This is a genomic window from Rhizobium sp. TAL182, from assembly GCF_002117725.1.
In the GTDB taxonomy this organism is placed as follows: Bacteria; Pseudomonadota; Alphaproteobacteria; order Rhizobiales; family Rhizobiaceae; genus Rhizobium; species Rhizobium esperanzae.
Genome location: NZ_CP021024.1, coordinates 3,160,580 through 3,181,947, shown reverse-complemented (window position 1 = coordinate 3,181,947; position 21,368 = coordinate 3,160,580). Strand labels below are relative to the sequence as shown.

The following is a 21,368-nucleotide window of genomic DNA, read 5'->3' as shown; positions in this document are numbered from 1 at the left end:
GGGTGAAAGAAAAACCCGTACTCCATGGATTTGTGCCAATATGCTTGATGAAGTGTTTCAAGCGGAAACAGCGGTGTTCGGGGAAAGGGTTGGACTGTGCCATTATCGACGCTCCCCTTCGACGCGCCGCTCCGTTCTGCGGTGAGGCAAACCGCGCCTCTGTCCGCAGTCGATGAGGCAAGCCGGGCCCCTCTCTCCGCCATCGTCAGACAAGCCACACCTTCTCTCCGCCCTCATCCTTGTACGTTCCCGCTGCTGTATAATGCGGCTGTGCGACGGAGATGCGTGTCATCCCAGAGTTTTGAACTCGTGCCTCAGCAAGCATCTCCGTCGCCATGTCTTCGCTCGAACGGTTGATTGGGCCTTGAGCCCGCGTTGCAAGGAGGAGCAGTCATGCATGTCCCGCAAGCTTTCATGGTCGGCATTGATGTCTCGAAGGCCCATTTCGATGTGGCTGTCGAGGGCAAAAGCGCCGTTGGCCGCTTTGACAACGACGCGCCGGGCCGGACCGCGCTGGCGACGGCGATAGCCGGCGCCGAGCTGGTCGTCGTCGAAGCCACCGGCGGTTATGAGATGGCGCTCGTCAGGACGCTGATGGCCGCCGGCATTGCCGTCGCCGTCGTCAATCCCCGCCAAGTGCGCGATTTCGCCAGGGCCAGCGGGCGGCTGGCCAAGACCGATCAGGTCGACGCCCGCGTCATTCTCCACTTCGCCAGAGCGATGCGGCCGGCACAGATCCCCCATATCGACGACGGCCGCATCGCGCTTGCTGCCCTCGTCGCCCGCCGCCGGCAGCTCATCGACATGGCGGTCGCCGAGAAGAACCGCCTCGAACATGCCCCGCAAGCCGTCGCCGCGCTGATTGGCGAGACCCTCGCCGCCCTCAAGAGCCAGCTCGCCCGCGTCGATGCCGCCATCGCGCTTGCCATCGAGGCCGAGCCCGACATGGCCGCACGCCGCGACCTGCTGCTGACCGTGCCAGGCATCGGCGAGGTCGGCGCCGCCGTGCTCATCGCCGAACTGCCCGAACTCGGCGCCATCGACGACAAGAAGCTCGCAGCCCTCGTCGGCGTCGCCCCGGTCGCCCACGACAGCGGCACCTGGCGTGGCCAGCGCCACATCGCCGGCGGCCGCGCCACCGTCCGATGCGCTCTCTACATGGCAACGCTCTCGGCCATCCGTTGCAGCCCGGCCATCAAGGCCTTCCACAAAAGACTGCGCGATGCCGGCAAACCACCCAAGGTCGCCCTCGTCGCTGCCATGCGGAAATTCATCGTCATGATCAACACGATTATCAAAAGACGAACCCCATGGAGCGAACCCCAACAACACGGTTGCTGAGGCGCCCCGTAGGGGCCTCGAAGGACGAGGCCGGCCACCGCATCCGGGATGCAGTGCAATTGAGCGGCGCGTGCAGAATCTCGCGATTGGCCGTCGATCAGCCAGCCTTGGCGGGCGGGGTGAGCCAGCCGTCGCGCGGCAGTTCCGGCCGTTGCGGCTTCGGGCGGAACTTCACTAGCACCTCGCGTCCATCGACGGAGGCCTGCGTGCGTTCCAGCGCGTCCCGCTCGGCGACTGCCTGGCGCCAATGTTCGCCGTCCCGGCCGTCAGGGCGGCCCTGTTCTTCCCAGATCGCATAGGCCCGTTTGCTGATCCACTCATGGCGTCTGTCGCTCATCTATCGGTTCCCGTGAAAGGCGTTATTCGGCAATTCTGTCCGGCAGAACAGGCGCGCGGCGCTTGGCTGCCATCAGCAAATCGAGTTCGATCGAGGAGGGCCCGAAGCGGGTAAACAGGCTCTCGGCCTGGTCGCTGCGCAGGCCATATTTGGAGGCGAATTCGTCAAGGCTGTAAGGACGGCCGCGCAGGACTCTGGACCGCCGCTCCGGTTCACGGATCTGCGTCATTGGTGGTAACCCCATCTGCTGTTACGAAGTGCGCGAACAAAACAGATTACAGCCGCAAAAGTTCCGTGATTTCAGGGTTTTTTCCGCCTCCCGAAGCATTCACAAGTGGCTGGCATAGATTTTCAAGAATCCGGCTCACTGAGAAAATTTCGCCTAAAACATGCAGGAGTTTCATGCATTTAGGAAAACGGGTGCCGGCTCGGTCGAGAAACGGGCTTTATTCACGGAGTGTTACTCTATAGAATCAATCGTGTTATTCGGTCCGCAGGGGCAAAAAACGCTGTGTTCCCCGCGTTCATGCCGACCGATCCAGGAGGATTTTGGCTTAATCCATCAAGAGGAGACAGACATGATGAATGCCCTGCCGCCACTTCATAACGGCCACGCGCCGTTTACCCTCCAGCAGCTGTTTCGCGAAGCACTTTACGCTTTCGAGGAATGGGACAGCGAATTGACCGAACCGATCGTGACCCATGAAGGAAGGGTCATCCCGATCAGTTTCGTTTTCGAAGCCATGCGCGAATGCACCGACATCGTGCCGATGAATATCGTCGGCGCCGTCACCGAGCGGCTGACCAAGCCGTGGGAGGGCGAAGGTCCGCTCGACCAGATGACCTTCTCGACAGCGGCACGCGTCATGCGCGTGCTGGTGCGCAAACGCCTGCTTGCCAACGGCACAGCGGACCTCGTCGCCGTCTCGGCGCATGCGGCCGAGGACCAGAGCCGCGACTGACGGGAAAAAGGATCGTGGCCAACAGATGTTGAGCTGCGATCCTTTTCCGCTTCGTCGGAACCTCCCCCAATTCCAGCCGTTTACTGCATGTTCCCAGTTCGTATCGGATTGGGAATTATTCAGTTATTCAGCGCGTTACAGCGTTCTTGCGCGTCTTGAAATACGCGACCGCTGCAATGGCGCAGTTACAGGCCCGTGAGATGACGGGCGAGGAATAGCACCATGCTGAGATCCATCGTTCATGAAATCATCGGCACACCGCGACGTGAGCCGGAACTTCCACAATCGCTCGAGCGGTTTCGAGACAGCAAACGGGTGCTGATCATCTTCGCCGATGCGCAGGACGACCGCCCAGCAATCCAGGACGAATGGTTGCGGAATGCACAGATGCGCCTCATTGAGGAAGACGTCGAAGTCTTCATCATCGCCGGCGGCGGCGCTTTTTCGCTGTTCGACGATGGCTGGGAACTTGATGCGGACGATATTCGCGAGCGGCTGCAGGGGCCGCCTTACAGCGAGTTCGGGCTGATCCTGATCGGGCGTGACGGCACGGTGAAGCTGCGCTCCAGCGAGCCGCGCACGGCAGAAGAAATTTTCGCCGCGCTGGACAAGCTGCCGAAGAAGGCGTCGTGATAGCTGCGGTCGACGTGTGCTCACCCGTTCAGAGTTCGAAGGCCTCCTTGAGGCCGAGGCTCTTGCGTTCGCGCAGGTCGAGATCGGATTCGATATGGGCGATGTGATGCAGCATCAGCTGGCAGGCGCGGTCGAGTTCGTTGTGTTCGATCGCCGATATGATGTCGCCATGTTCGGAATGGCCGCAGCTGGAAGCGGTCGACTGGCCATAGAGCGCGATGACAAGGGATGAGCGGGCGACGAGCTCCTCCATGAAGCGCTGCATGATGGCATTGCCCGAAATTTCGGCCAGCATCAGGTGGAAATCGCCGGATGCCTTGATCTCGGCGCGCCGGGCCGTCTGGCCGCGCTCGCTCATCAGGCGGCCTTCTTCCTGCAAAAGCTCTCGCAGATTCCTGATATCGTCAGCGGTGATCCGCGCCGCCGCCTCGCGCAATATGCCGGGCTCGACGAGGCGCCGGGCGGAAAAGATCTGGCGGGCCTCATCAGGGGAGGGATAGGCGACGAAGGCGCCGCGGTTCTTCTCGACGCTGACCAGGCCCTCATAGGAAAGCGCCTGCAGCGCTGCGCGGGCAAGTGTGCGGCTGACATTGAAAAGATTGCCGACATCGCTTTCGGAAAGCTTGGTGCCGGGGGAAAGCCTGCGCTCGACGATCGCCTCTCGAATGGCGTCGCGGATCTGGTGCGCGCCGGTTTCGGCGATTTCTTCGGCCTGCATGGCCTTGGCGGCGGATTTCATGAAGACTATTCCCTGATGGCGGGCAAACCATACCCGGCTTCGCGGCAAAAGTTAAACGGAATTTGTCATCGAAACAGCGGTTAAATTGTATACGATTTTCTGCGCAAATTGCAGACGATAGCCTAAATGATGTGCAGACGATGCGGTGCTCATAAAATGCGCCTGCACGGTTTCGAGTGTTAAAGTCCTTTTCTGTTAAGAGCTTAACCGAAGTTGGAGGCGATTGGCACGGCAGATGCATCATCTTTCCCGAACAGGGGAAGGCATGATGTCGAAAGCGGCAGAGATCGATATAGTATCCGTTTCGAAGGTCTACGGAGCGACGATGGCGGTGCATGGGATCAGCCTGAAGATTCCGGCCGGATCCTATTGCTGCTTCCTCGGCCCGTCGGGCTGCGGCAAAACCTCGACGCTGCGCATGATCGCCGGTCATGAGAGCATTTCTTCAGGCGATATCCGGCTGGGCAATACGGTCGTCACCGATTTTCCGCCGGCCAAGCGCGGCACGGCGATGATGTTCCAGTCCTATGCGCTGTTTCCGCATCTCGACCTGGTCGAGAATGTCGCCTTCAGCCTGAAGATGAAGGGTGTCGACAAGGCGGAGCGGCGGGCCAAGGCGCTTGAGATGCTGAAGCTGATGCAGATGGAGCCCTATGCCAACAGGCGTCCGGCTCAGCTTTCCGGCGGCCAGCAGCAGCGTGTGGCGCTGGCCCGCGCCTTGATCACCGATCCGGAGGCGCTGCTGCTCGACGAGCCGCTGTCGGCGCTCGACCCCTTCCTGAAGATCCGTATGCGCGCAGAGCTCAAGAAGCTGCAGAAATCGCTCGGCATCACCTTCGTCCACGTCACCCACAGCCAGGAAGAGGCGATGGCGCTCGCCGACGTCATCGTCATCATGAATGACGGCCGCATCGAGCAGGCGGCGGCACCCCGCGAGGTTTTCGAGAAGCCGGCAACCGCTTTCGTCGCCCGCTTCATGGGCGACCATAACGTTTTGTCCGGCCGGGTGACGTCGAGCGCGGACGGCATGCTGGTCATGACCGTGCCGGAGGGGCAAAGCTTTTCCGTGCGGGGCGAGGGCAGGGAAGTCGGCGAGCCGGTCGATATCGGCATCCGCACTGACCGCGTCCGCCTGCAGGTGGCGACCGAGTGGACGCTCGGCTTCAACGGCATCGTCACCAACGTCGAATATCGCGGCTCCTCGGTGAAGATCACCGTTGTCGGCGCCGGCAGCGACGATTTCACCGTCATATCAGACGATAGCGATTATTTCGCTCGGCCGGTCGCCGTCGGCGAGACCGTCGCGCTCAGCTGGGAACGCGATGACGCCGTGCTTCTCGGCCGCTCCTCCGCATGAACCATCAACAACCAACCTTCCGCATCAACAAAAAGGGGAACTGACATGACGACTGAAACGACATCGACGAAGACTGCGAAGGGCCTATCCCGCCGTACGCTCTTGAAGACGGGTGCTGCCGCCGTCGGCGCCATCGCCGGCTCCGGAGCGATCACTGGCTTTCCCACAATCTGGGCGAAGACCAACATCACGCTTCGCCAGTTCGGCACCGGCGTTTCGAACATCAACGCCATCGCCGAGAAGTGCAAGGCCGACCTCGGTATCACGCTGGAGATGACGGCGACCGATTCCGACGCCGCCGCTCAGCGTGCCGTCACCCAGCCCGACAGCTACGACATCGCCGACATCGAATACTGGATCGCCAAGAAGGTGTTTCCGACAGGCGTGCTGCAGCCGATGGACGTCAAGAAGCTCAAATATTACGACAAGATCGTGCCGCTCTTCATCAACGGCAAGATGAAGCCGGACAGCGTTATCGCCCAGGGCACGGCACCGCACACGGTCGGCTTCGTCGAGGCGCAGGGCGCCAAAAAATTCGCCAAGGAGCCGACGCAGTGGATGACGATGGTTCCCACCATCTACAATGCCGATACGCTCGGCATCCGTCCCGATCTCGTCGGCCGCGACATTACGAGCTGGGCCGACATTATGGATCCGAAGTTCAAGGGCAAGACCTCGATCCTCAACATCCCGTCGATCGGCATCATGGATGCGGCGATGATCATGGAAGCCTTGGGCAACATCAAATATGCCGACAAGGGCAACATGACCAAGGAAGAGATCGACAAGACGATCGAATTCCTCATCAAGGCCAAGGGCGACGGCCAGTTCCGCGCCTTCTGGAAGAGCTTCGACGAGTCGGTCAACCTGATGGCGTCGGGCGAGGTCGTCATCCAGTCGATGTGGTCGCCGGCCGTTGCTGCCGTCCGCTCCAAGGGCATCGCCTGCAAATACCAGCCGCTGAAGGAAGGCTACCGCGCCTGGGGCGGCGGCCTCGGCCTTGCCGCGCATCTCAAGGGCGCACAGCTCGATGCGGCTTACGAATATATCAACTGGTACACGTCGGGCTGGGTCGGCGGCTACCTCAACCGCCAGGGTTACTATTCCGCCTGCATGGAAACCGCCAAGAACTTCATGACGGCAGACGAGTGGGGCTACTGGATCGAAGGCAAGCCGGCGCAGGGTGACATCCTCTCTCCCGAAGGCAAGGTCATGGAAAAGGCCGGTGCGGTGCGCGACGGCGGCGCCTTCGAAGCCCGCATGGGCGCCGTCGCCTGCTGGAACTCGGTCATGGACGAGGACCGCTACATGGTCCGCCGCTGGAACGAGTTCATCGCGGCGTAAGGCCTGCCGGGAGGGCGGAGAGCCGCCGTCTTTCGCTATCGCTCAAGACGTCGCTTCGCTCCGCCCCCTCATCTGCCCTTCGGGCATCTTCTCCCCGCTGGGGAGAAGCGGGAATTCGCGGTTGGGGTCGCGTGAAGAAAATCGAGGTTCGCGGTGGCCGAGGCGCCGCCGCGATTCCTCTTCTCCCCAGCGGGGGTCCGGAGGACGGGTCGAGACCAGCGGCTCGACCCAGGTAAAGGTGCCGGCAGGCGGATGAGGGGGCTCCTTGCCCGACCTGCATAATGAGGAAACGGAGAACCGATCATGGCGACCATCGCAGCGGCAACGGAGGAAGGCAAACACGGTGCGCGAGTCCGCGCCTTCCGCCTCTCCCCCTCAGCCATCTCCTATCTCCAGGCGACGCCGCTGATCGCCATTCTCGGTTTCTTCTTCCTGCTGCCGATCGCCATGATCGCGGTCGTCAGCTTCTGGGACTACGATTTCGCCGGCCTCTATCCCGATTTCCTCACCATGAACTACACCGACACGCTCGGTTCATGGGTGACGTGGAAGACCTATCTCAACACGCTGAAATTCACCGCCATCGTCTGGGCGCTGACACTCGTCATCGGCTTCTGGGTCGCCTATTTCCTGGCCTTCCACATCCGCAAGACCTCGACGCAGATGATCCTCTTCCTCGTCTGCACCGTGCCGTTCATGACCTCGAACATCATCCGCATGATCTCCTGGATCCCTGTGCTCGGACGCAACGGCCTGGTCAATTCAGCGCTGATCAAGATGGGCATCATTCCGCAACCGATCGAATGGCTGCTCTATTCCGATTTCGCCGTCGTGCTCGCCATGGTGCATCTCTATACCTTGTTCATGGTGACGCCGATCTTCAACACGCTGATGCGCATCGACCGCTCGCTGTTCGAGGCGGCGCGCGATGCCGGCGCATCGGGCTGGCAGGTGCTGTGGAACGTGGTCATTCCGCTTGCCAAACCCGGCATGGCGATCGGCACGATCTTCGTCGTCACGCTCGTGATGGCGGACTTTTCGACGGTGCAGGTCATGTCCGGTGGCCAGAGCGCTTCGGTGGCGCTGATGATGAAGAACCAGATGTCGCTGCTGCAATATCCGGCGGCCGCCGCCAATGCGGTGGTGCTGCTTGCGGTGGTGCTTATGATGGTGGCCGCCATCCTGCGTGTCGTCGATATCCGCAAGGAGCTTTGAGATGAACCACGAAAAACGCGGCCTGGAATTCTATCTGCTGGCGATCTTCTTCATCGTCTTCGTACTGTTCCTCTACGGCCCGCTCTCGGCGATCCTGATCCTCTCCTTCCAGGGACCGGACGGCGGCCTGACCTTCCCGATGAATGGCGTTTCCACCCACTGGTTCTTCAATCTGTTCGAGAAGCAGGCGGTCGGCGATTTCGGCGCCTCGTTCCGCCGCTCCTTCACCCTCGGGCTGATGGTGATGGTGGTGACTGTCGTCGTATCACTGCTGGCCGGCCTTGCCTTCCGCCGCCGTTTCCGCGGATCGACCGCGCTTTTCTACGCCACGGTCGCCAGCCTCGTCGTACCCTCGATCATCATTTCGCTCGGCATCGGCGTTGTGTTCCAGGAGGGCGGTCTCAAGCCCGCATGGTATTCCTCGGCCTTCGGCGCACATCTGACCTGGACGCTGCCCTTCGGCGTATTGATCATGTTTGCCGTCTTCAACCGTTTCTCGTCGGCTTATGAGGAGGCGGCCCGCGACCTCGGCGCCACCTCCTGGCAGACGTTCCGGCACGTCGTGCTGCCGGTGATCGCACCGAGCCTGATCGGCGTCGGGCTGTTCGGCTTCACGCTGTCCTATGACGAATTCGCGCGCACATTGATGACCTCGGGCAGCTACAATACGCTGCCGCTCGAAATCTACGGTATGACCACCAACGTCACGACGCCGGTGCTCTATGCACTCGGCACGGTGACGACGCTGTTTTCCTTCACCATCATTCTCATCGCTCTCGGCATCATGACCATGCTGGGGCGGCGGCAGGCAAAGATAGACTGATATGCGCATCCTCATCGTCAATCCGAACACCACGGCCTCCATGACCGAGAAGGCTGCGGTCGCCGCGCGTGCGGTGGCGGCATCCGGCACCGAGATCATCGCCGCGACATCCAGCATGGGGCCGGTCTCCATCGAGGGACATTACGACGGGGCGCTCGCGATTCCCGGCCTGCTCTTGGAACTTAAGGAGCGGCAGGCGGCGGGTTACGACGCGGCGGTCATTGCCTGCTTCGACGATACCGGGCTCGACGCAGCGCGAAGTTTCGCCGATGTGCCGATCCTCGGGCTTTGCGAATCCGCCGTCGTGACGGCCGGTTTCCTGGCGCAGCGCTTTACTGTGGTGACGACGCTGGAGCGGTCGCGGGTGCTGATCGACAATCTGGTGCGCCGCTACGGTATGGGCGAGCGCGCCAAGGTGCGCGCCTCCGACATCCCGGTACTGGAGTTGGAAAACGCGGCTTCGGGCGCGATCGGCAAGCTGAGGGCCGAGATCGAGTGGGCGCTTGCCGAAGACGGCGCCGAGGCGATCGTGCTCGGCTGTGCCGGCATGACGGATCTTGCCCGGGAAATGCAGGATATCTACGGCGTGCCCGTCATCGACGGTGTGGCGGCCGCCGTCAAACAGGCCGAGGCGCTGGTGTCGCTTGGGCTTTCCACCAGCAAGCGCGGCTCCTATGCCTCGCCGCTGGCGAAACCCTTTATGGGCGCGATGAACGGTTTCTCGCCGACCCCGAAAATCGGCTGAACCATGGCGGTCTCGTTCGATTTCAAAGAGCTCAGCGAGCGCGAGCGTTACAAGCTGATGATCGGCACGATCATCCCGCGGCCGATCGCGCTGGTGACGACGGTCGACGAGCAAGGCCGGATCAACGCGGCGCCGTTCAGCTTCTTCAACTGCCTGTCGGCCGATCCGCCGATCCTGGCGATCGGCGTCGAGAACAATGCCGACATGTCGTTCAAGGATACCGGCCACAATATACGCATGACCGAGGTCTTCACCGTCAATATCGTTTCCTTCGCGATCGCCGAGGCGATGCATGTCTGCGGCGCGAAATATCCGCGGGGCGTCGATGAGCTGAAGCAGGCGGGGCTGACGGCGATACCGGGCGCGAAGGTGGCGTCGCCCTTTATCGCCGAGGCGCCGGCTGCCTTCGAATGCCGGCGGCATGTGACGCTGGAGCTCGGCCGCTCGCGGCAGATTATCCTGGGCGAGATCGTCTATGCGCATTACCGCGACGGTGTTGTCGATCCGGAACGGCTGCATGTCGATCCGGCCGCGGTCGATGCCATTGCGAGACTGGGCGGCGACACCTGCACCACCATCCGCGATCGTTTCGAGATGCTGACGCCGAAGCTCTGACATCAGGGTAGGTCCAAGTTTTGCTTTACTTTTTCTCTCCTGATGAGAATGGTCTGCAGCGGATCATTGCAGGAGAGGAGCGCCTATCATGACAATCGACAACGATCTCAGTCGGATCGCCGAGCAGGAAAAGGCGCTGAGCTTCGACGCCTTCGATCTCACCACTGCCTGGCAGCTCGGCAAGCTTCTGCAGGAACTCGCCAGCGAGCGCGGCCTCGGCATCGCCATCGATGTGACGCTGCATTCGATGCCGGTCTTCTATGCCGCGCTCCCGGGCGTGACGCCGGACAACGTCAACTGGGTGCGCCGCAAGCGCAACATGGTGCTGCGCTATTTCCGCAGCAGCTATGCCTCCGGCCTGAAGCTCAGCAAGGACGGCAAGACCGTCGAGGACAACGGGCTTGATGGCGCCGATTATGCGCCGCATGGCGGCAGTTTTCCGATCAATGTCAAGGGTACCGGCTGCATCGGCGCGGTCACCGTCTCCGGACTGCCGCAGCGCGACGACCACAATCTGGTGGTCGAGGCCTTAGCGCTGATGCTGGCGAAGGATCTGGATACGTTGCGGCTCGCAGCTCTGTGACGCGGCCGCATCTGCCGCCACAATCCGAGCGCCGGACTGCCGGCGGCCAGCCGCGGAAACAGCCGTCATAGCCTGCCGCCGGCTTCGGCGATGCCCTTCGTCAGGCTGCCCGTTGCCGGGAAGAGCGGGATGAGGCAGGCCTGCAGGGCGTGATAAATATCGCCCTTGCCGGGGAAGAGCGAATGCGAGGGAACGAGATCCTCCGTCAGTTCCTCGTGCCAGCCGCCGTTCTTATGGTCGATGAAGGCGAGTTCGATGACGTTCCAGATCTTTCGGTAGCATTCCTCGTGGTAGTCGCTCGGCAGGTGCTCGTTGAGGAAATGCGCGGCAGCCGCCCCCTCGCAGGCCGGCCACCAGAGCTTGTTGCGCTTGGCGGGCTTGTCGTTCCAATCGAGCGTATAGAAGAAGCCGCCCTTGTCACTGTCCCAGCCGAGCGCCATGGATTGCTCGAAGAGGGCTTTGGCCGCATCCGGCATCCATTCGATGCGTTTGCCGCCGAGCACCCAGAGCTGCAGGATGAGGCGGGCCCATTCCAGCCAGTGGCCGGGAGTCGTACCGGCCGGGCGGAACATTTCGTTCGGATGATAGTAATCCTTATTGAGGTTCCATTCGGCGTCGAAATGTTCGGCGACGCGCCAGTCGACCGAACCGGCCGCCCGGCGGATGACGAGATCGGCGATGCTTTCGGCCTTGGTGAGGTAATCCCTGTTGCCGGTGGCTTCGAAGGCGGCCATCAGCGCCTCGGTCAGGTGCATATTGGAATTCTGGCCGCGATAGGCGCCGCCGTCGAGCGGCTGCCAGTCGGCGGTGAATTCCTCGGCGATCGCGCCGTGGCGCGGTTCCCAGAACTTCTTGTTCAGGATCTCGGTGATATCGGCCAGCATGCCGTCGGCCAGCGGATGGCCGATCGTCTTGGCCGAGGAGGCGGCGAGCAGGACGAAAGCATGGCCGTAGCCCTGCTTGTTGGAATCGACCGGACCGTTATTGTCGAGTGACCAGAAATAGCCGCCGTTCTTGCGGTCGCGATGGTGGTACCAGAGATAGTCCATGCCGTGGTCGACGACGTCGGAGGCGCCGGGACGGCCGAGCAGGGCGCCAATCGAGAAGCAATGGACCGCGCGCGCCGCAATATGGATGCTGCGCACCTGGCCCTCGGCATCGAGTGGCCTGCCGGTGTCGTCGAGATCGTAGAAGCCACCCTTGGGATTGATCGAATCGTGCTGGAAGAAATCGAAGAGGTCATTTGCCTGCGCCAGCAGCCAGCTGCGGTGATAGGCGCGGCTTGTCCAGTTTTCAAGCGCGGCGTTGCCGGTTGCGGGTGCCATGATACTCCTCCGATTTCGTGCACAAGCCTAGCAAAGGCCTATATAGAGCTCGGGCGAGCCTGTCATCGGGCAAGCTTTGCAAAGCACGAAATCGACAGCCATATATTGACATAAAGATATCTTTATGTGATCTGGAAGTCTGGTCTTACGACGTCAAGGAGCCCTCCCGTGTTTGATACTCTCTTTGGTCCGGAAACGGGCAAGCGTGACGGCAGTGAAGTTTTCGCAGCGCTGCGCAAAGCCGCCAGCGAGCGCATCCTCGTCCTCGACGGCGCCATGGGCACGCAGATCCAGGGCCTCGGCTATGACGAAGACCAGTTTCGCGGCACCCGCTTCATCGGCTGCGCCTGCCACCAGAAAGGCAATAACGACCTTCTGATCCTGACCCAGCCGGATGCGATCGAAGAGATCCATTACAAATACGCCAAAGCCGGCGCCGATATTCTCGAGACCAACACCTTCTCCTCGACCCGCATCGCGCAGGCCGATTACCAGATGGAAGGCGCGGTTTACGACCTCAACAAGGAAGGTGCCGAAATCGTCCGCCGCGCGGCTCTGCGCGCCGAGCGCGAGGACGGCCGCCGCCGTTTCGTCGCCGGCGCCATCGGCCCGACCAACCGCACCGCCTCGATCTCGCCCGACGTCAACAATCCCGGCTTCCGCGCCGTCACCTTCGACGATCTCAGGGAAGCCTATGGCGAGCAGATCGACGGGCTGATCGACGGCGGTGCCGACATCATCCTCATCGAGACGATCTTCGACACGCTGAACGCCAAGGCGGCGATCTTCGCCTGCGAGGAGCGTTTCGAGGCGAAGGGCGTGCGCCTGCCGGTGATGATCTCCGGCACGATTACCGACCTTTCCGGCCGTACGCTCTCCGGCCAGACGCCGTCGGCTTTCTGGAACTCGGTGCGCCACGCCAATCCTTTCACGATCGGCCTCAACTGCGCGCTCGGGGCGAACGCGATGCGCCCGCACCTGCAGGAGCTTTCGGGTGTTGCCGACACCTTCATCTGCGCCTATCCGAATGCCGGCCTGCCGAACGAATTCGGCCAGTATGACGAAACGCCGGAGCTGATGGCGGCCCAGATCGACAGTTTTGCCCGTGAAGGTCTGGTCAACATCGTTGGCGGCTGCTGCGGCTCGACGCCGGAGCATATCCGGGCGATCGCCGAGACCGTCGCCAAGTACAAGCCGCGTCCGCTCCCCGAGCATCGTCCTTTCATGTCGTTGTCTGGCCTCGAACCTTTCGAGCTGACCAAGGACATTCCCTTCGTCAATGTCGGCGAGCGCACCAACGTCACCGGCTCGGCGAAGTTCCGCAAGCTGATTACCAATGCCGACTACACGGCAGCGCTCGATGTGGCGCGCGACCAGGTCGAGAACGGCGCGCAGGTGATCGACATCAACATGGACGAGGGCCTGATCGATTCCGAGAAGGCGATGGTCGAGTTTCTCAATCTGATCGCCGCGGAACCGGATATCGCCCGCGTGCCTGTCATGATCGACAGTTCGAAATTCTCGATCATCGAATCCGGCCTGAAGCGCGTCCAGGGCAAGCCGATCGTCAACTCGATCTCGCTGAAGGAAGGCGAGGTGAATTTCCTCGCCCAGGCGAGGCTCCTGCGCAATTACGGCGCTGCCGTCGTCGTCATGGCCTTCGACGAGACGGGGCAGGCCGACAATTACCAGCGCAAGGTGGAAATCTGCACCCGCGCCTATAAGCTTTTGACGGAAAAGATCGGCTTCCCGCCCGAGGACATCATCTTCGACCCGAACATCTTCGCGGTCGCGACCGGCATCGAAGAGCACAATAATTACGGCGTCGATTTCATCGAGGCGACGCGGACGATCCGTGAGCGCATGCCGCTCGTCCATATTTCAGGCGGCGTCTCCAACCTGTCCTTCTCGTTCCGCGGCAACGAGCCGGTGCGCGAGGCGATGCACGCGGTGTTCCTCTACCACGCCATCCAGGCGGGTATGGACATGGGCATCGTCAATGCCGGCCAGCTGGCCGTCTACGACAACATCGATCCCGAGCTGCGCGAAGCCTGCGAGGACGTGGTGCTGAACCGCCGTGCCGACAGCACCGAACGGCTGCTCGAAGTGGCCGAACGTTTCCGTGGCGCCGGGGCAAAGGAGGGCCGTGTCCAGGATCTCTCCTGGCGCGAATGGAGCGTCGAGAAGCGTCTCGAGCACGCGCTGGTCAACGGCATCACCGAATATATCGAGGCCGATACGGAAGAGGCGCGCCGGCAGGCCGCCCGGCCGTTGCACGTCATCGAAGGGCCGCTGATGGCCGGCATGAACGTCGTCGGTGATCTGTTCGGCTCGGGCAAGATGTTCCTGCCGCAGGTCGTTAAATCCGCCCGCGTCATGAAGCAGGCCGTTGCCGTCCTTCTCCCCTATATGGAGGAGGAGAAGCGCCTCAATGGCGGCGACGATCGGCAGTCGGCGGGCAAGATCCTGATGGCGACGGTCAAGGGCGACGTGCACGATATCGGCAAGAACATCGTCGGCGTCGTGCTCGCCTGCAACAATTACGAGATCGTCGACCTCGGCGTCATGGTGCCCGCGACGAAGATCCTTGAAACGGCGATCGCCGAAAAGGTCGACGTCATAGGTCTTTCCGGTCTGATCACGCCGTCGCTCGACGAGATGGTGCATGTTGCGTCCGAGATGGAACGGCAGGGCTTCGAGATTCCGCTGCTGATCGGCGGCGCCACGACCAGCCGCGTGCATACGGCTGTGAAGATCCATCCCGGCTACAACAAGGGCCAGGCGGTCTACGTCACCGATGCGAGCCGCGCCGTCGGCGTCGTCTCGGCGCTGCTCTCGCCGGAGACGCGGCAGGGCTATGTCGACGATATAAGAGCCGAATACGCCAAGGTGGCGGCCGCGCATGCCCGCAGTGAAGCGGAGAAGGTGCGTTTGCCACTGTCGCGGGCTCGCGAGAACGCGCATAAGATCGACTGGTCGGCCTACAAGCCGACCAAGCCTGAGTTCTTCGGCACACGGGTGTTCGAGGATTACGATCTGGCCGAACTCGCGAGATACATCGACTGGACGCCGTTCTTCCAGACCTGGGAATTGCGCGGTCGTTTCCCCGCCATTCTCGAAGACGAGAAGCAGGGCGAGGCGGCGCGTGCGCTCTGGGCCGATGCGCAGGCCATGCTGAAGAAGATCATCGATGAGAAGTGGTTCCGCCCGCGCGCCGTCATCGGCTTCTGGCCGGCAGGCGCCGTCGGCGACGACATCCGCCTGTTCACCGACGAAAGCCGCGGCCAGGAGCTTGCCACCTTCTACACGCTTCGCCAGCAGCTTTCGAAGCGGGACGGGCGGGCGAATGTGGCGCTTTCGGACTTCGTCGCGCCAGTCACAAGCGGCGTGCAGGACTATGTCGGCGGCTTCGTGGTAACGGCCGGTATCGAGGAAATCGCCATCGCCGAACGCTTTGAGCGGTCGAACGACGACTATTCCTCGATCCTCGTCAAGGCACTGGCCGACCGCTTTGCGGAAGCCTTCGCTGAGCGCATGCATGAGCAGGTGCGGCGCGAATATTGGGGTTATGCAAGGGATGAGCACCTCAGCAACGAGGATCTTATCGGCGAAGCCTATGCCGGCATCCGTCCGGCGCCCGGTTATCCCGCCCAGCCCGACCACACGGAAAAGGCAACGCTCTTCAAGCTGCTCGATGCAGAAAAAGCCGCCGGCGTGAAGCTGACGGAGAGCTATGCGATGTGGCCCGGCTCATCTGTATCCGGCATCTATATCGGCCATCCCGATTCCTATTATTTCGGCGTCGCCAAGGTGGAGCGGGACCAGGTGGAGGACTATGCCAAGCGCAAAGGCATGGAGGTTTCCGAGGTCGAACGCTGGCTCGGGCCGGTACTGAACTACGTGCCGCGCAAGGCGGACGAGGAGATTGAGGACGCGGCATAGAGACGCATTCGCCGTTCTTAACGTGATGAATCAAGAAACAATGAAGCCGGAAAGTGATTCACTTTCCGGCTTCATACTTTTGATAGTCTTGATAATCTCGCGTGGTCGGGCTTCGTGAATTCGATAGCGGATTTGAACGCGGAATGGTATCCTTAGCCAAGTTAGCTAATGAGGGCTGCGATGCAAGTGACCATTCATGCCGCAAAGACCAATCTGTCGAAATTGATCGATGCCGCCCTTTCCGGTGAGGAGGTGGTGATCGCCAAGGGGCGCAAGCCTGTCGTGAAGATCATTCCGATTGTGCAGTCTTCCTTCAAGATCGGTTTGCTCAAAGGGCAGGTTGCTGGAGATGGGCCGGACTTTTTTGAGCCCATTGACGAAAGTGAAGTCGCGGCCTGGGAAGGGATCGAGTGAATTCGCTTCTGCTCGACACCCATGCCTGGGCATGGTCGTTGACCGGCGACAAGCGGCTCTCGGCCAAGGCGATCGCTCTGATTGAAAAGGCTGAGACCATTCTTGTCAGTCCAATATCCCTGTTTGAAATCGGGCAGAAAGTGAGTGTCGGCAAATGGCCGGAGATGCAGCCTTTCGTCGGCCGGCTGCCGGACTTACTGCAGGAGCAGGGCGCCATTGCAGCAGCATTGACCCCGGATGTCTGTCTGGCGGCAGCCATGATGGACTGGGCGCACCGTGATCCGTTCGACAGGTTTCTCGCTGCGACTGCCATGGAGAATGGGATACCGATCATTTCCGCCGACACGATTTTCGATGAACTCGCCGGAAATCAGCTTTGGATTGCCCGCTTCTGGTAGGCCTTATGTCACCCCGATCGTCAGCTCGGCCACGAAGTCATAAGCGTCGCCGCGATAGAGCGAGCGGGTGAATTCGACGGCGCGGCCGGAGCCGAGATAGGAGATGCGTTCGATCGACAGGCCGGCCGCACCCACGGAGACGCCGAGAAGCTGGGCATCGGCTTCCTTCATATTGGTCGCCGAAATGCGCTGGACGGCGCGGACCGGACGGACGTTGAGGCGTTCGAGTTCGGCGTAGAGCGAATTGGTCACGGCGGAGGGATCGGGGAGGAATTCGCCGGAGACGCTGGCGTTCTCGATCGCCAGCGGCTGGTCGTCGGCGATGCGCAGGCGCGAGAGGCGCGAAACCTTCAAGCCCGCGGCGAGGCCAAGGATCATCATCTCGTCGGGTGAGGGGGTGTGGATGCCCTTATGCAGCCATTCCGAGCGGGAGGACATGCCGCGGCGTGCCATGTCTTCGGTGAAAGAGGTGAGCTGCGACAGGCGCTGCTCCACCTTGGAGACCGGCTTGGCGACAAAGGTGCCCGAGCCGTGGCGGCGCACCAGCAGGCCGTCGGCGACGAGCTCGTCGATCGCCTTGCGCACGGTGACCCGGCTGACGGCGGCAAGTTCGGCGATGTCGCGCTCCGGCGGCAGCGCGTCGCCGTGACCAAGCGTGCCGGCGCGCACGGCCTCTTCGAGCGTGCGGCGCAGCTTGACATAGAGCGGGCCGGTGCCGGCCGCCTGCAGGCGTTCCAGGGAGAGGATTGTTGCGAGATCGTCGGTCATGCCGCACCTCTCTGTCGCTCGTTCAGGAGCTTGACCGCAAGTTCCACCGCGCCGTGAAGAGCATCGTTTTTCGGTTTGGCAAGCAGCTGTCTGTAGCGTTGGGGAAGCCAGGGCTCATAGGCTTCCGCAAGACCGCCAAGCAGGCAGATTGACGGGCATCCGGGCCAGAGCAGCGCTTCAAGGCTTTCGCCGATCGCCGTTGCCGCGTCGCTGACGATGCCGACCGCGACCGCATCGCCGCTCGTTGCATGTTCGAAGACGACAGGTGCATAACGGGCAAAATCCGTCGGTCTTGCCGAATGCGCAAATTCGACGATGCGCTCGGGATCATCGCCATATTCCGCCAGGATCGCCTCAGTCATCGGCGATGCCGGGCGCACGCCGTCATGGGCGAGCAGCGATCGTTCCATCAGGTCGCGGCCCAGGCGAGCGCCGCTTGCCTGGTCGCCAACGACGAAGCCCCAGCCGCCGATGCCGTTCAGCCGACCATCTTTCCGGGCGTTATAGACCGAGCCGGTGCCGAAGGCGCCGACGATGCCGTCGGCATCGCCGAGCGCGCCCTGCAGGGCGATCAGCGCGTCGGTAACAACGCGGCCTTCGGCAAAGGGCAGGGCCTTTTCGATTCGCTGGCCATAATCCGTGACATTAGCGCCGGCGACGCCGACGACCGCTGCGACGGAGGAAATGGTTTCCGCGGCGAGCTCGGCATCGTGCAAAGCCAGCCGGGCGGATTCGACAATATTGAGGAGAGAGTTTTCCAGATCGGACAGAATATTAGCCGGGCCTGATTTGCCGCGGCCAATGATAGTGCCGTTTCTGTCCGCGACCGCGGCCCGGCAGCTCGTCCCCCCGCCATCTATGCCGATTGCAAGCTCTGTCATCGGACCTCCGAATACGCCGTCTCACCTGTTTTTCATACAATACCAAAAAAATACCATTTACCAAGTGGGAACGGTGGAGAAATTGCACCTTTTTATCTAATTGATTTTCCCTAATAAAAATTTTTAATGAAACCTTGGAGGCCAAAAAGTTAAAATTCGTCTGGACAATTGGTATTTTTTTGGACTTAATTCGGTAAACGGGAACAGCGTTTCGAAGCCCCACGAAAACCGGCAGCAAAACCAAGCCGGAACCGCTTCGAGGATGAGTGCCAGAATGCCGGCGGCCCTGTTGGGCCGAAGATGGAATTCAGGCATCCATCGGCTTTCCCATTATTTTCGGCGCGTCCGGTGCGGGTCACCGAAAAGCGCGCAGTCCGACCGCAGGCGATGCGCTTTCGGTCCATCGAGCTTTCGGGGCCGGCTTCGCTGGCGGCCCTCCAAGGGGCATTGGGTGTTTCCTCAGACACGCCAATTGCTTGTTTCAGATCGAAAACGGCGCCTTCGGCGCTAAAAACAGGAGAGGGAAATGAAAAACACTGCTCTGAAAAGCCTGCTGCTTGCCTCCAGCCTGCTGACGTCGGCCGGCCTCGTGCATGCCGCCGACGTTACGCTGACGGTCGAAAGCTGGCGCAATGACGACCTGCAGATCTGGCAGGAGAAAATCATTCCGGCCTTCGAAGCGAAGAACCCGGGCATCAAAGTCGTCTTCTCGCCGACTGCGCCGACCGAATACGACGCCGCCACCGAAGCCAAGCTCGCCGCGGGCAGCGCAGGCGACATCATCACCTGCCGTCCCTTCGATAAATCGCGCGGCCTCTTCGAGAAGGGCAATCTTGCCAGCTTGAATGATCTGCCCGGCATGGAGAACTTCTCGCCGGTCGCCAAGGCCGCCTGGACGACCGACGACGGAAAGACGACCTTCTGCGTGCCGATGGCTTCGGTCATCCACGGCTTCATCTACAACAAGGATGCCTTCGACAAGCTCGGCATCTCCGTGCCGAAGACGCAGGACGAATTCTACGCAGCGCTCGACAAGATCAAGGCGGACGGCACCTATATTCCGCTCGCCATGGGCACCAAGGATCTCTGGGAAGCCGCGACCATGGGCTACCAGAATATCGGTCCGAACTACTGGAAGGGCGAAGACGGCCGCAAGGCTCTGATCGAAGGCAAGCAGAAGCTGACGGATGCCGAGTGGGTCAAGCCCTATGAGGAGCTTGCCAAGTGGAAGCCCTATCTCGGCGACGGTTTCGAAGCCCAGACCTATTCAGACAGCCAGAACCTCTTCACGCTTGGCCGTGCCGCGATCTATCCGGCGGGTTCGTGGGAAATCTCGTTGTTCAACAGCCAGGCCCAGTTCAAGATGGGCGCCTTCCCGCCGCCAGTTCCGAAGGCAGGCGACGCGGGCTACATCTCCGACCATCCGGATATTGGCGTCGGTCTGAACACCAAGAGCCCACATGCCGAGGAGGCCAAGAAGTTCCTGAGCTGGGTCGCTTCGCCTGAATTCGCCGATATCTACGCCAATGCGCTGCCGGGGTTCTTCAGCCTGAACTCCAAGCCGGTCAAGATGTCCGATCCGCTCGCTCAGGAATTCGTCTCCTGGCGCGGCCCGTATAAGTCGACCATGCGCTCGACTTATCAGATCCTGTCGCGCGGCACGCCGAATCTCGAAAACGAGACCTGGATCGAATCAGCCAACGTGGTCAACGGCACGGATACGCCGCAGGTCGCTGCCGAGAAGCTCCAGAAGGGTCTCGACAGCTGGTACAAGCCGGCCAAGTGATGTGACGAGGGGCGGCGTTTGCGGCCTCTCATCCGGCCTGCCGGCCACCTTCTCCCCGCTCGCGGGGAGAAGGAGACTCGCAGCGACCTCCCAGCCCGATTTCATCACGGGCGTGTTCCCTCTCCAGGTGGGTGGAGGGTTAGGGTGGGAGCATGTTTTCCATCTGCGCTGCGCCTTGCGGCCAGTGACCAGAACGGGCAATAGCCATGAGCCAAACCGACAACGCGGCCGATTTCGTCCTGATCAAGCGCCCGGTGCGCTGGCATATCTTCGTTTTCATGCTGCCTGCGGTGATCGTCTATTCCGCGGTTATGGTGCTGCCGCTCATCGAAACGCTCAGGCTTTCGCTGTACAATACGGTTGACGGGCAGCCGGCCTTCGTCGGCCTGGCTAACTACAAAGTGCTGTTTGGCGATCCTCGCTGGGCGCATGATTTCTGGAATGCGCTGGTCAACAACCTGCTCTTCTTCGCCATCCACATGTGCGTGCAGAACCCGATCGGCATTGCGCTCGCTGCCCTCCTTTCGGTGCCGAAGCTGCGCGGGGTGGCCTTCTACCGCACGGCGATATTCCTGCCGACGCTGCTTTCCTTCGTCATCGTCGGCTTCATCTGGAAGCTGATCCTGTCGCCGATCTGGGGCGTGGCGCCCTGGATGCTCGATCTTATCGGCTTGAAATTCCTGTTCGCCCCTTGGCTCGGCAAGCCCGGCTCGGCGCTGATCGCCGTGTCGCTGATCTCCAACTGGCAATATATCGGCATTCCGATGATGCTGATCTATGCCGCGCTTCTGAGCATCCCCGAAGAGGTGATCGAGGCGGCCGAATGTGACGGCATCACCGGCTGGGCGCAGTTCTGGAAGATCAAGCTGCCGCTCATCCTGCCGGCGATCGGCATCATCTCGATCCTGACTTTCGTCGGCAATTTCAACGCCTTCGACCTGATCTACACGGTGCAGGGGGCGCTTGCCGGGCCTGACATGTCGACGGATATTCTCGGTACGCTGCTATACCGGACTTTCTTCGGTTTCCAGCTTCAGCTCGGCGACCGCTCGATGGGCGCGACGATCGCCACGGTGATGTTCCTCATCATCCTCGCCGGTGTCTCGTTCTATCTCTTCGTCATCCAGCGGCGCATGCGTCGCTACCAGTTCTGAGGAGCG

At 61.4% G+C, this 21,368-nt stretch carries 21 protein-coding genes; 15 read left to right on the top strand and 6 right to left on the bottom strand.

All coding sequences use genetic code 11. The features are described 5' to 3' along the window. Positions 1-393 precede the first annotated feature (393 nt). Positions 394-1,341 carry an IS110 family transposase gene (locus Tal182_RS16105; protein WP_085860078.1) on the top strand — a complete coding sequence of 316 codons (948 nt, stop codon included), beginning with the start codon at positions 394-396 and terminating at the stop codon, positions 1,339-1,341. A 97-nt stretch (positions 1,342-1,438) separates the two neighbouring features. Here the strand turns inward: Tal182_RS16105 and Tal182_RS16100 are convergent, their stop codons facing one another. After that, positions 1,439-1,678 carry a DUF2934 domain-containing protein gene (locus Tal182_RS16100; protein WP_011426157.1) on the bottom strand — a complete coding sequence of 80 codons (240 nt, stop codon included), beginning with the start codon at positions 1,676-1,678 and terminating at the stop codon, positions 1,439-1,441. Positions 1,679-1,700: 22 nt separating this feature from the next. Then, complete coding sequence (locus tag Tal182_RS16095; protein ID WP_064694756.1) at positions 1,701-1,907, bottom strand: hypothetical protein; 207 nt, start codon at positions 1,905-1,907, stop codon at positions 1,701-1,703. Between the two features lie 349 nt (positions 1,908-2,256). Between Tal182_RS16095 and Tal182_RS16090 the strand changes: the two genes are divergently transcribed. Beyond that, complete coding sequence (locus tag Tal182_RS16090; protein ID WP_038690240.1) at positions 2,257-2,640, top strand: hypothetical protein; 384 nt, start codon at positions 2,257-2,259, stop codon at positions 2,638-2,640. Positions 2,641-2,862: 222 nt separating this feature from the next. Next, the gene (locus tag Tal182_RS16085; RefSeq protein WP_041678707.1) at positions 2,863-3,273 is read left to right on the top strand and encodes a DUF4174 domain-containing protein; all 411 of its coding nucleotides are present in this window, start codon (positions 2,863-2,865) and stop codon (positions 3,271-3,273) included. A 28-nt stretch (positions 3,274-3,301) separates the two neighbouring features. Here Tal182_RS16085 and Tal182_RS16080 read toward each other — a convergent pair whose 3' ends face one another. Then, the gene (locus tag Tal182_RS16080) at positions 3,302-4,012 is read right to left on the bottom strand and encodes a GntR family transcriptional regulator (protein WP_085860077.1); all 711 of its coding nucleotides are present in this window, start codon (positions 4,010-4,012) and stop codon (positions 3,302-3,304) included. 268 nt (positions 4,013-4,280) lie between these two features. Here Tal182_RS16080 and Tal182_RS16075 point away from each other — a divergent pair, with 268 nt between their 5' ends. From Tal182_RS16075 to Tal182_RS16045, 7 genes are all read left to right on the top strand, one after another. Beyond that, positions 4,281-5,369: an ABC transporter ATP-binding protein gene (locus tag Tal182_RS16075; RefSeq protein ID WP_085860076.1), complete on the top strand. Its 1,089-nt coding sequence runs from the start codon at positions 4,281-4,283 to the stop codon at positions 5,367-5,369. A gap of 45 nt (positions 5,370-5,414) precedes the next feature. Continuing rightward, a complete protein-coding gene (locus tag Tal182_RS16070; protein WP_064803915.1) occupies positions 5,415-6,713 on the top strand; it encodes a PotD/PotF family extracellular solute-binding protein in 1,299 nt (432 codons plus the stop codon). A 303-nt stretch (positions 6,714-7,016) separates the two neighbouring features. Next, on the top strand, positions 7,017-7,928 hold the full coding sequence (locus Tal182_RS16065) for an ABC transporter permease (RefSeq protein ID WP_064810874.1): 912 nt from the start codon (positions 7,017-7,019) through the stop codon (positions 7,926-7,928). 1 nt (position 7,929) lies between these two features. Continuing rightward, positions 7,930-8,751, top strand: a complete 822-nt coding sequence (locus tag Tal182_RS16060) for an ABC transporter permease (RefSeq protein WP_085860075.1) — start codon at positions 7,930-7,932, stop codon at positions 8,749-8,751. A gap of 1 nt (position 8,752) precedes the next feature. Next, on the top strand, positions 8,753-9,496 hold the full coding sequence (locus tag Tal182_RS16055) for an aspartate/glutamate racemase family protein (protein ID WP_085860074.1): 744 nt from the start codon (positions 8,753-8,755) through the stop codon (positions 9,494-9,496). A gap of 3 nt (positions 9,497-9,499) precedes the next feature. Continuing rightward, positions 9,500-10,111, top strand: coding sequence for a flavin reductase family protein (locus tag Tal182_RS16050; RefSeq protein WP_085860073.1), 612 nt, complete (start codon positions 9,500-9,502; stop codon positions 10,109-10,111). Between the two features lie 88 nt (positions 10,112-10,199). Continuing rightward, entirely contained in the window at positions 10,200-10,694 is a 495-nt protein-coding gene (locus tag Tal182_RS16045) for a heme-degrading domain-containing protein (RefSeq protein ID WP_085860072.1), read from the top strand. A 65-nt stretch (positions 10,695-10,759) separates the two neighbouring features. Here the strand turns inward: Tal182_RS16045 and Tal182_RS16040 are convergent, their stop codons facing one another. Further along, positions 10,760-12,019: an AGE family epimerase/isomerase gene (locus Tal182_RS16040; RefSeq protein ID WP_085860071.1), complete on the bottom strand. Its 1,260-nt coding sequence runs from the start codon at positions 12,017-12,019 to the stop codon at positions 10,760-10,762. Positions 12,020-12,187: 168 nt separating this feature from the next. On the opposite strand from Tal182_RS16040, the gene metH reads away from it, so the two are divergent. The 3 genes from metH to Tal182_RS16025 all read left to right on the top strand — a co-directional run bounded on the left by metH (position 12,188) and on the right by Tal182_RS16025 (position 16,773). Beyond that, the gene (gene metH, locus Tal182_RS16035; protein WP_085860070.1) at positions 12,188-15,961 is read left to right on the top strand and encodes a methionine synthase; all 3,774 of its coding nucleotides are present in this window, start codon (positions 12,188-12,190) and stop codon (positions 15,959-15,961) included. A gap of 180 nt (positions 15,962-16,141) precedes the next feature. Then, a complete protein-coding gene (locus tag Tal182_RS16030) occupies positions 16,142-16,375 on the top strand; it encodes a type II toxin-antitoxin system prevent-host-death family antitoxin (protein ID WP_064803900.1) in 234 nt (77 codons plus the stop codon). After that, positions 16,372-16,773 (top strand): type II toxin-antitoxin system VapC family toxin, encoded by a 402-nt coding sequence (locus Tal182_RS16025; RefSeq protein ID WP_085860069.1) that lies wholly within the window; start codon positions 16,372-16,374, stop codon positions 16,771-16,773. The genes Tal182_RS16030 and Tal182_RS16025 overlap by 4 nt, the downstream gene beginning before the upstream one ends. A 3-nt stretch (positions 16,774-16,776) precedes the next feature. Here Tal182_RS16025 and Tal182_RS16020 read toward each other — a convergent pair whose 3' ends face one another. Together Tal182_RS16020 and Tal182_RS16015 are read right to left on the bottom strand one after the other, a co-directional pair. After that, complete coding sequence (locus Tal182_RS16020; protein ID WP_064803896.1) at positions 16,777-17,541, bottom strand: GntR family transcriptional regulator; 765 nt, start codon at positions 17,539-17,541, stop codon at positions 16,777-16,779. Next, the gene (locus Tal182_RS16015) at positions 17,538-18,422 is read right to left on the bottom strand and encodes an N-acetylglucosamine kinase (protein ID WP_085860068.1); all 885 of its coding nucleotides are present in this window, start codon (positions 18,420-18,422) and stop codon (positions 17,538-17,540) included. Before Tal182_RS16015 ends, Tal182_RS16020 begins: the two co-directional genes overlap by 4 nt. 526 nt (positions 18,423-18,948) lie before the next feature. Between Tal182_RS16015 and Tal182_RS16010 the strand changes: the two genes are divergently transcribed. Together Tal182_RS16010 and Tal182_RS16005 are read left to right on the top strand one after the other, a co-directional pair. Beyond that, entirely contained in the window at positions 18,949-20,208 is a 1,260-nt protein-coding gene (locus Tal182_RS16010) for an ABC transporter substrate-binding protein (RefSeq protein WP_064803893.1), read from the top strand. Between the two features lie 206 nt (positions 20,209-20,414). Then, a complete protein-coding gene (locus Tal182_RS16005; protein WP_064803891.1) occupies positions 20,415-21,362 on the top strand; it encodes a sugar ABC transporter permease in 948 nt (315 codons plus the stop codon). Positions 21,363-21,368 lie beyond the last annotated feature (6 nt).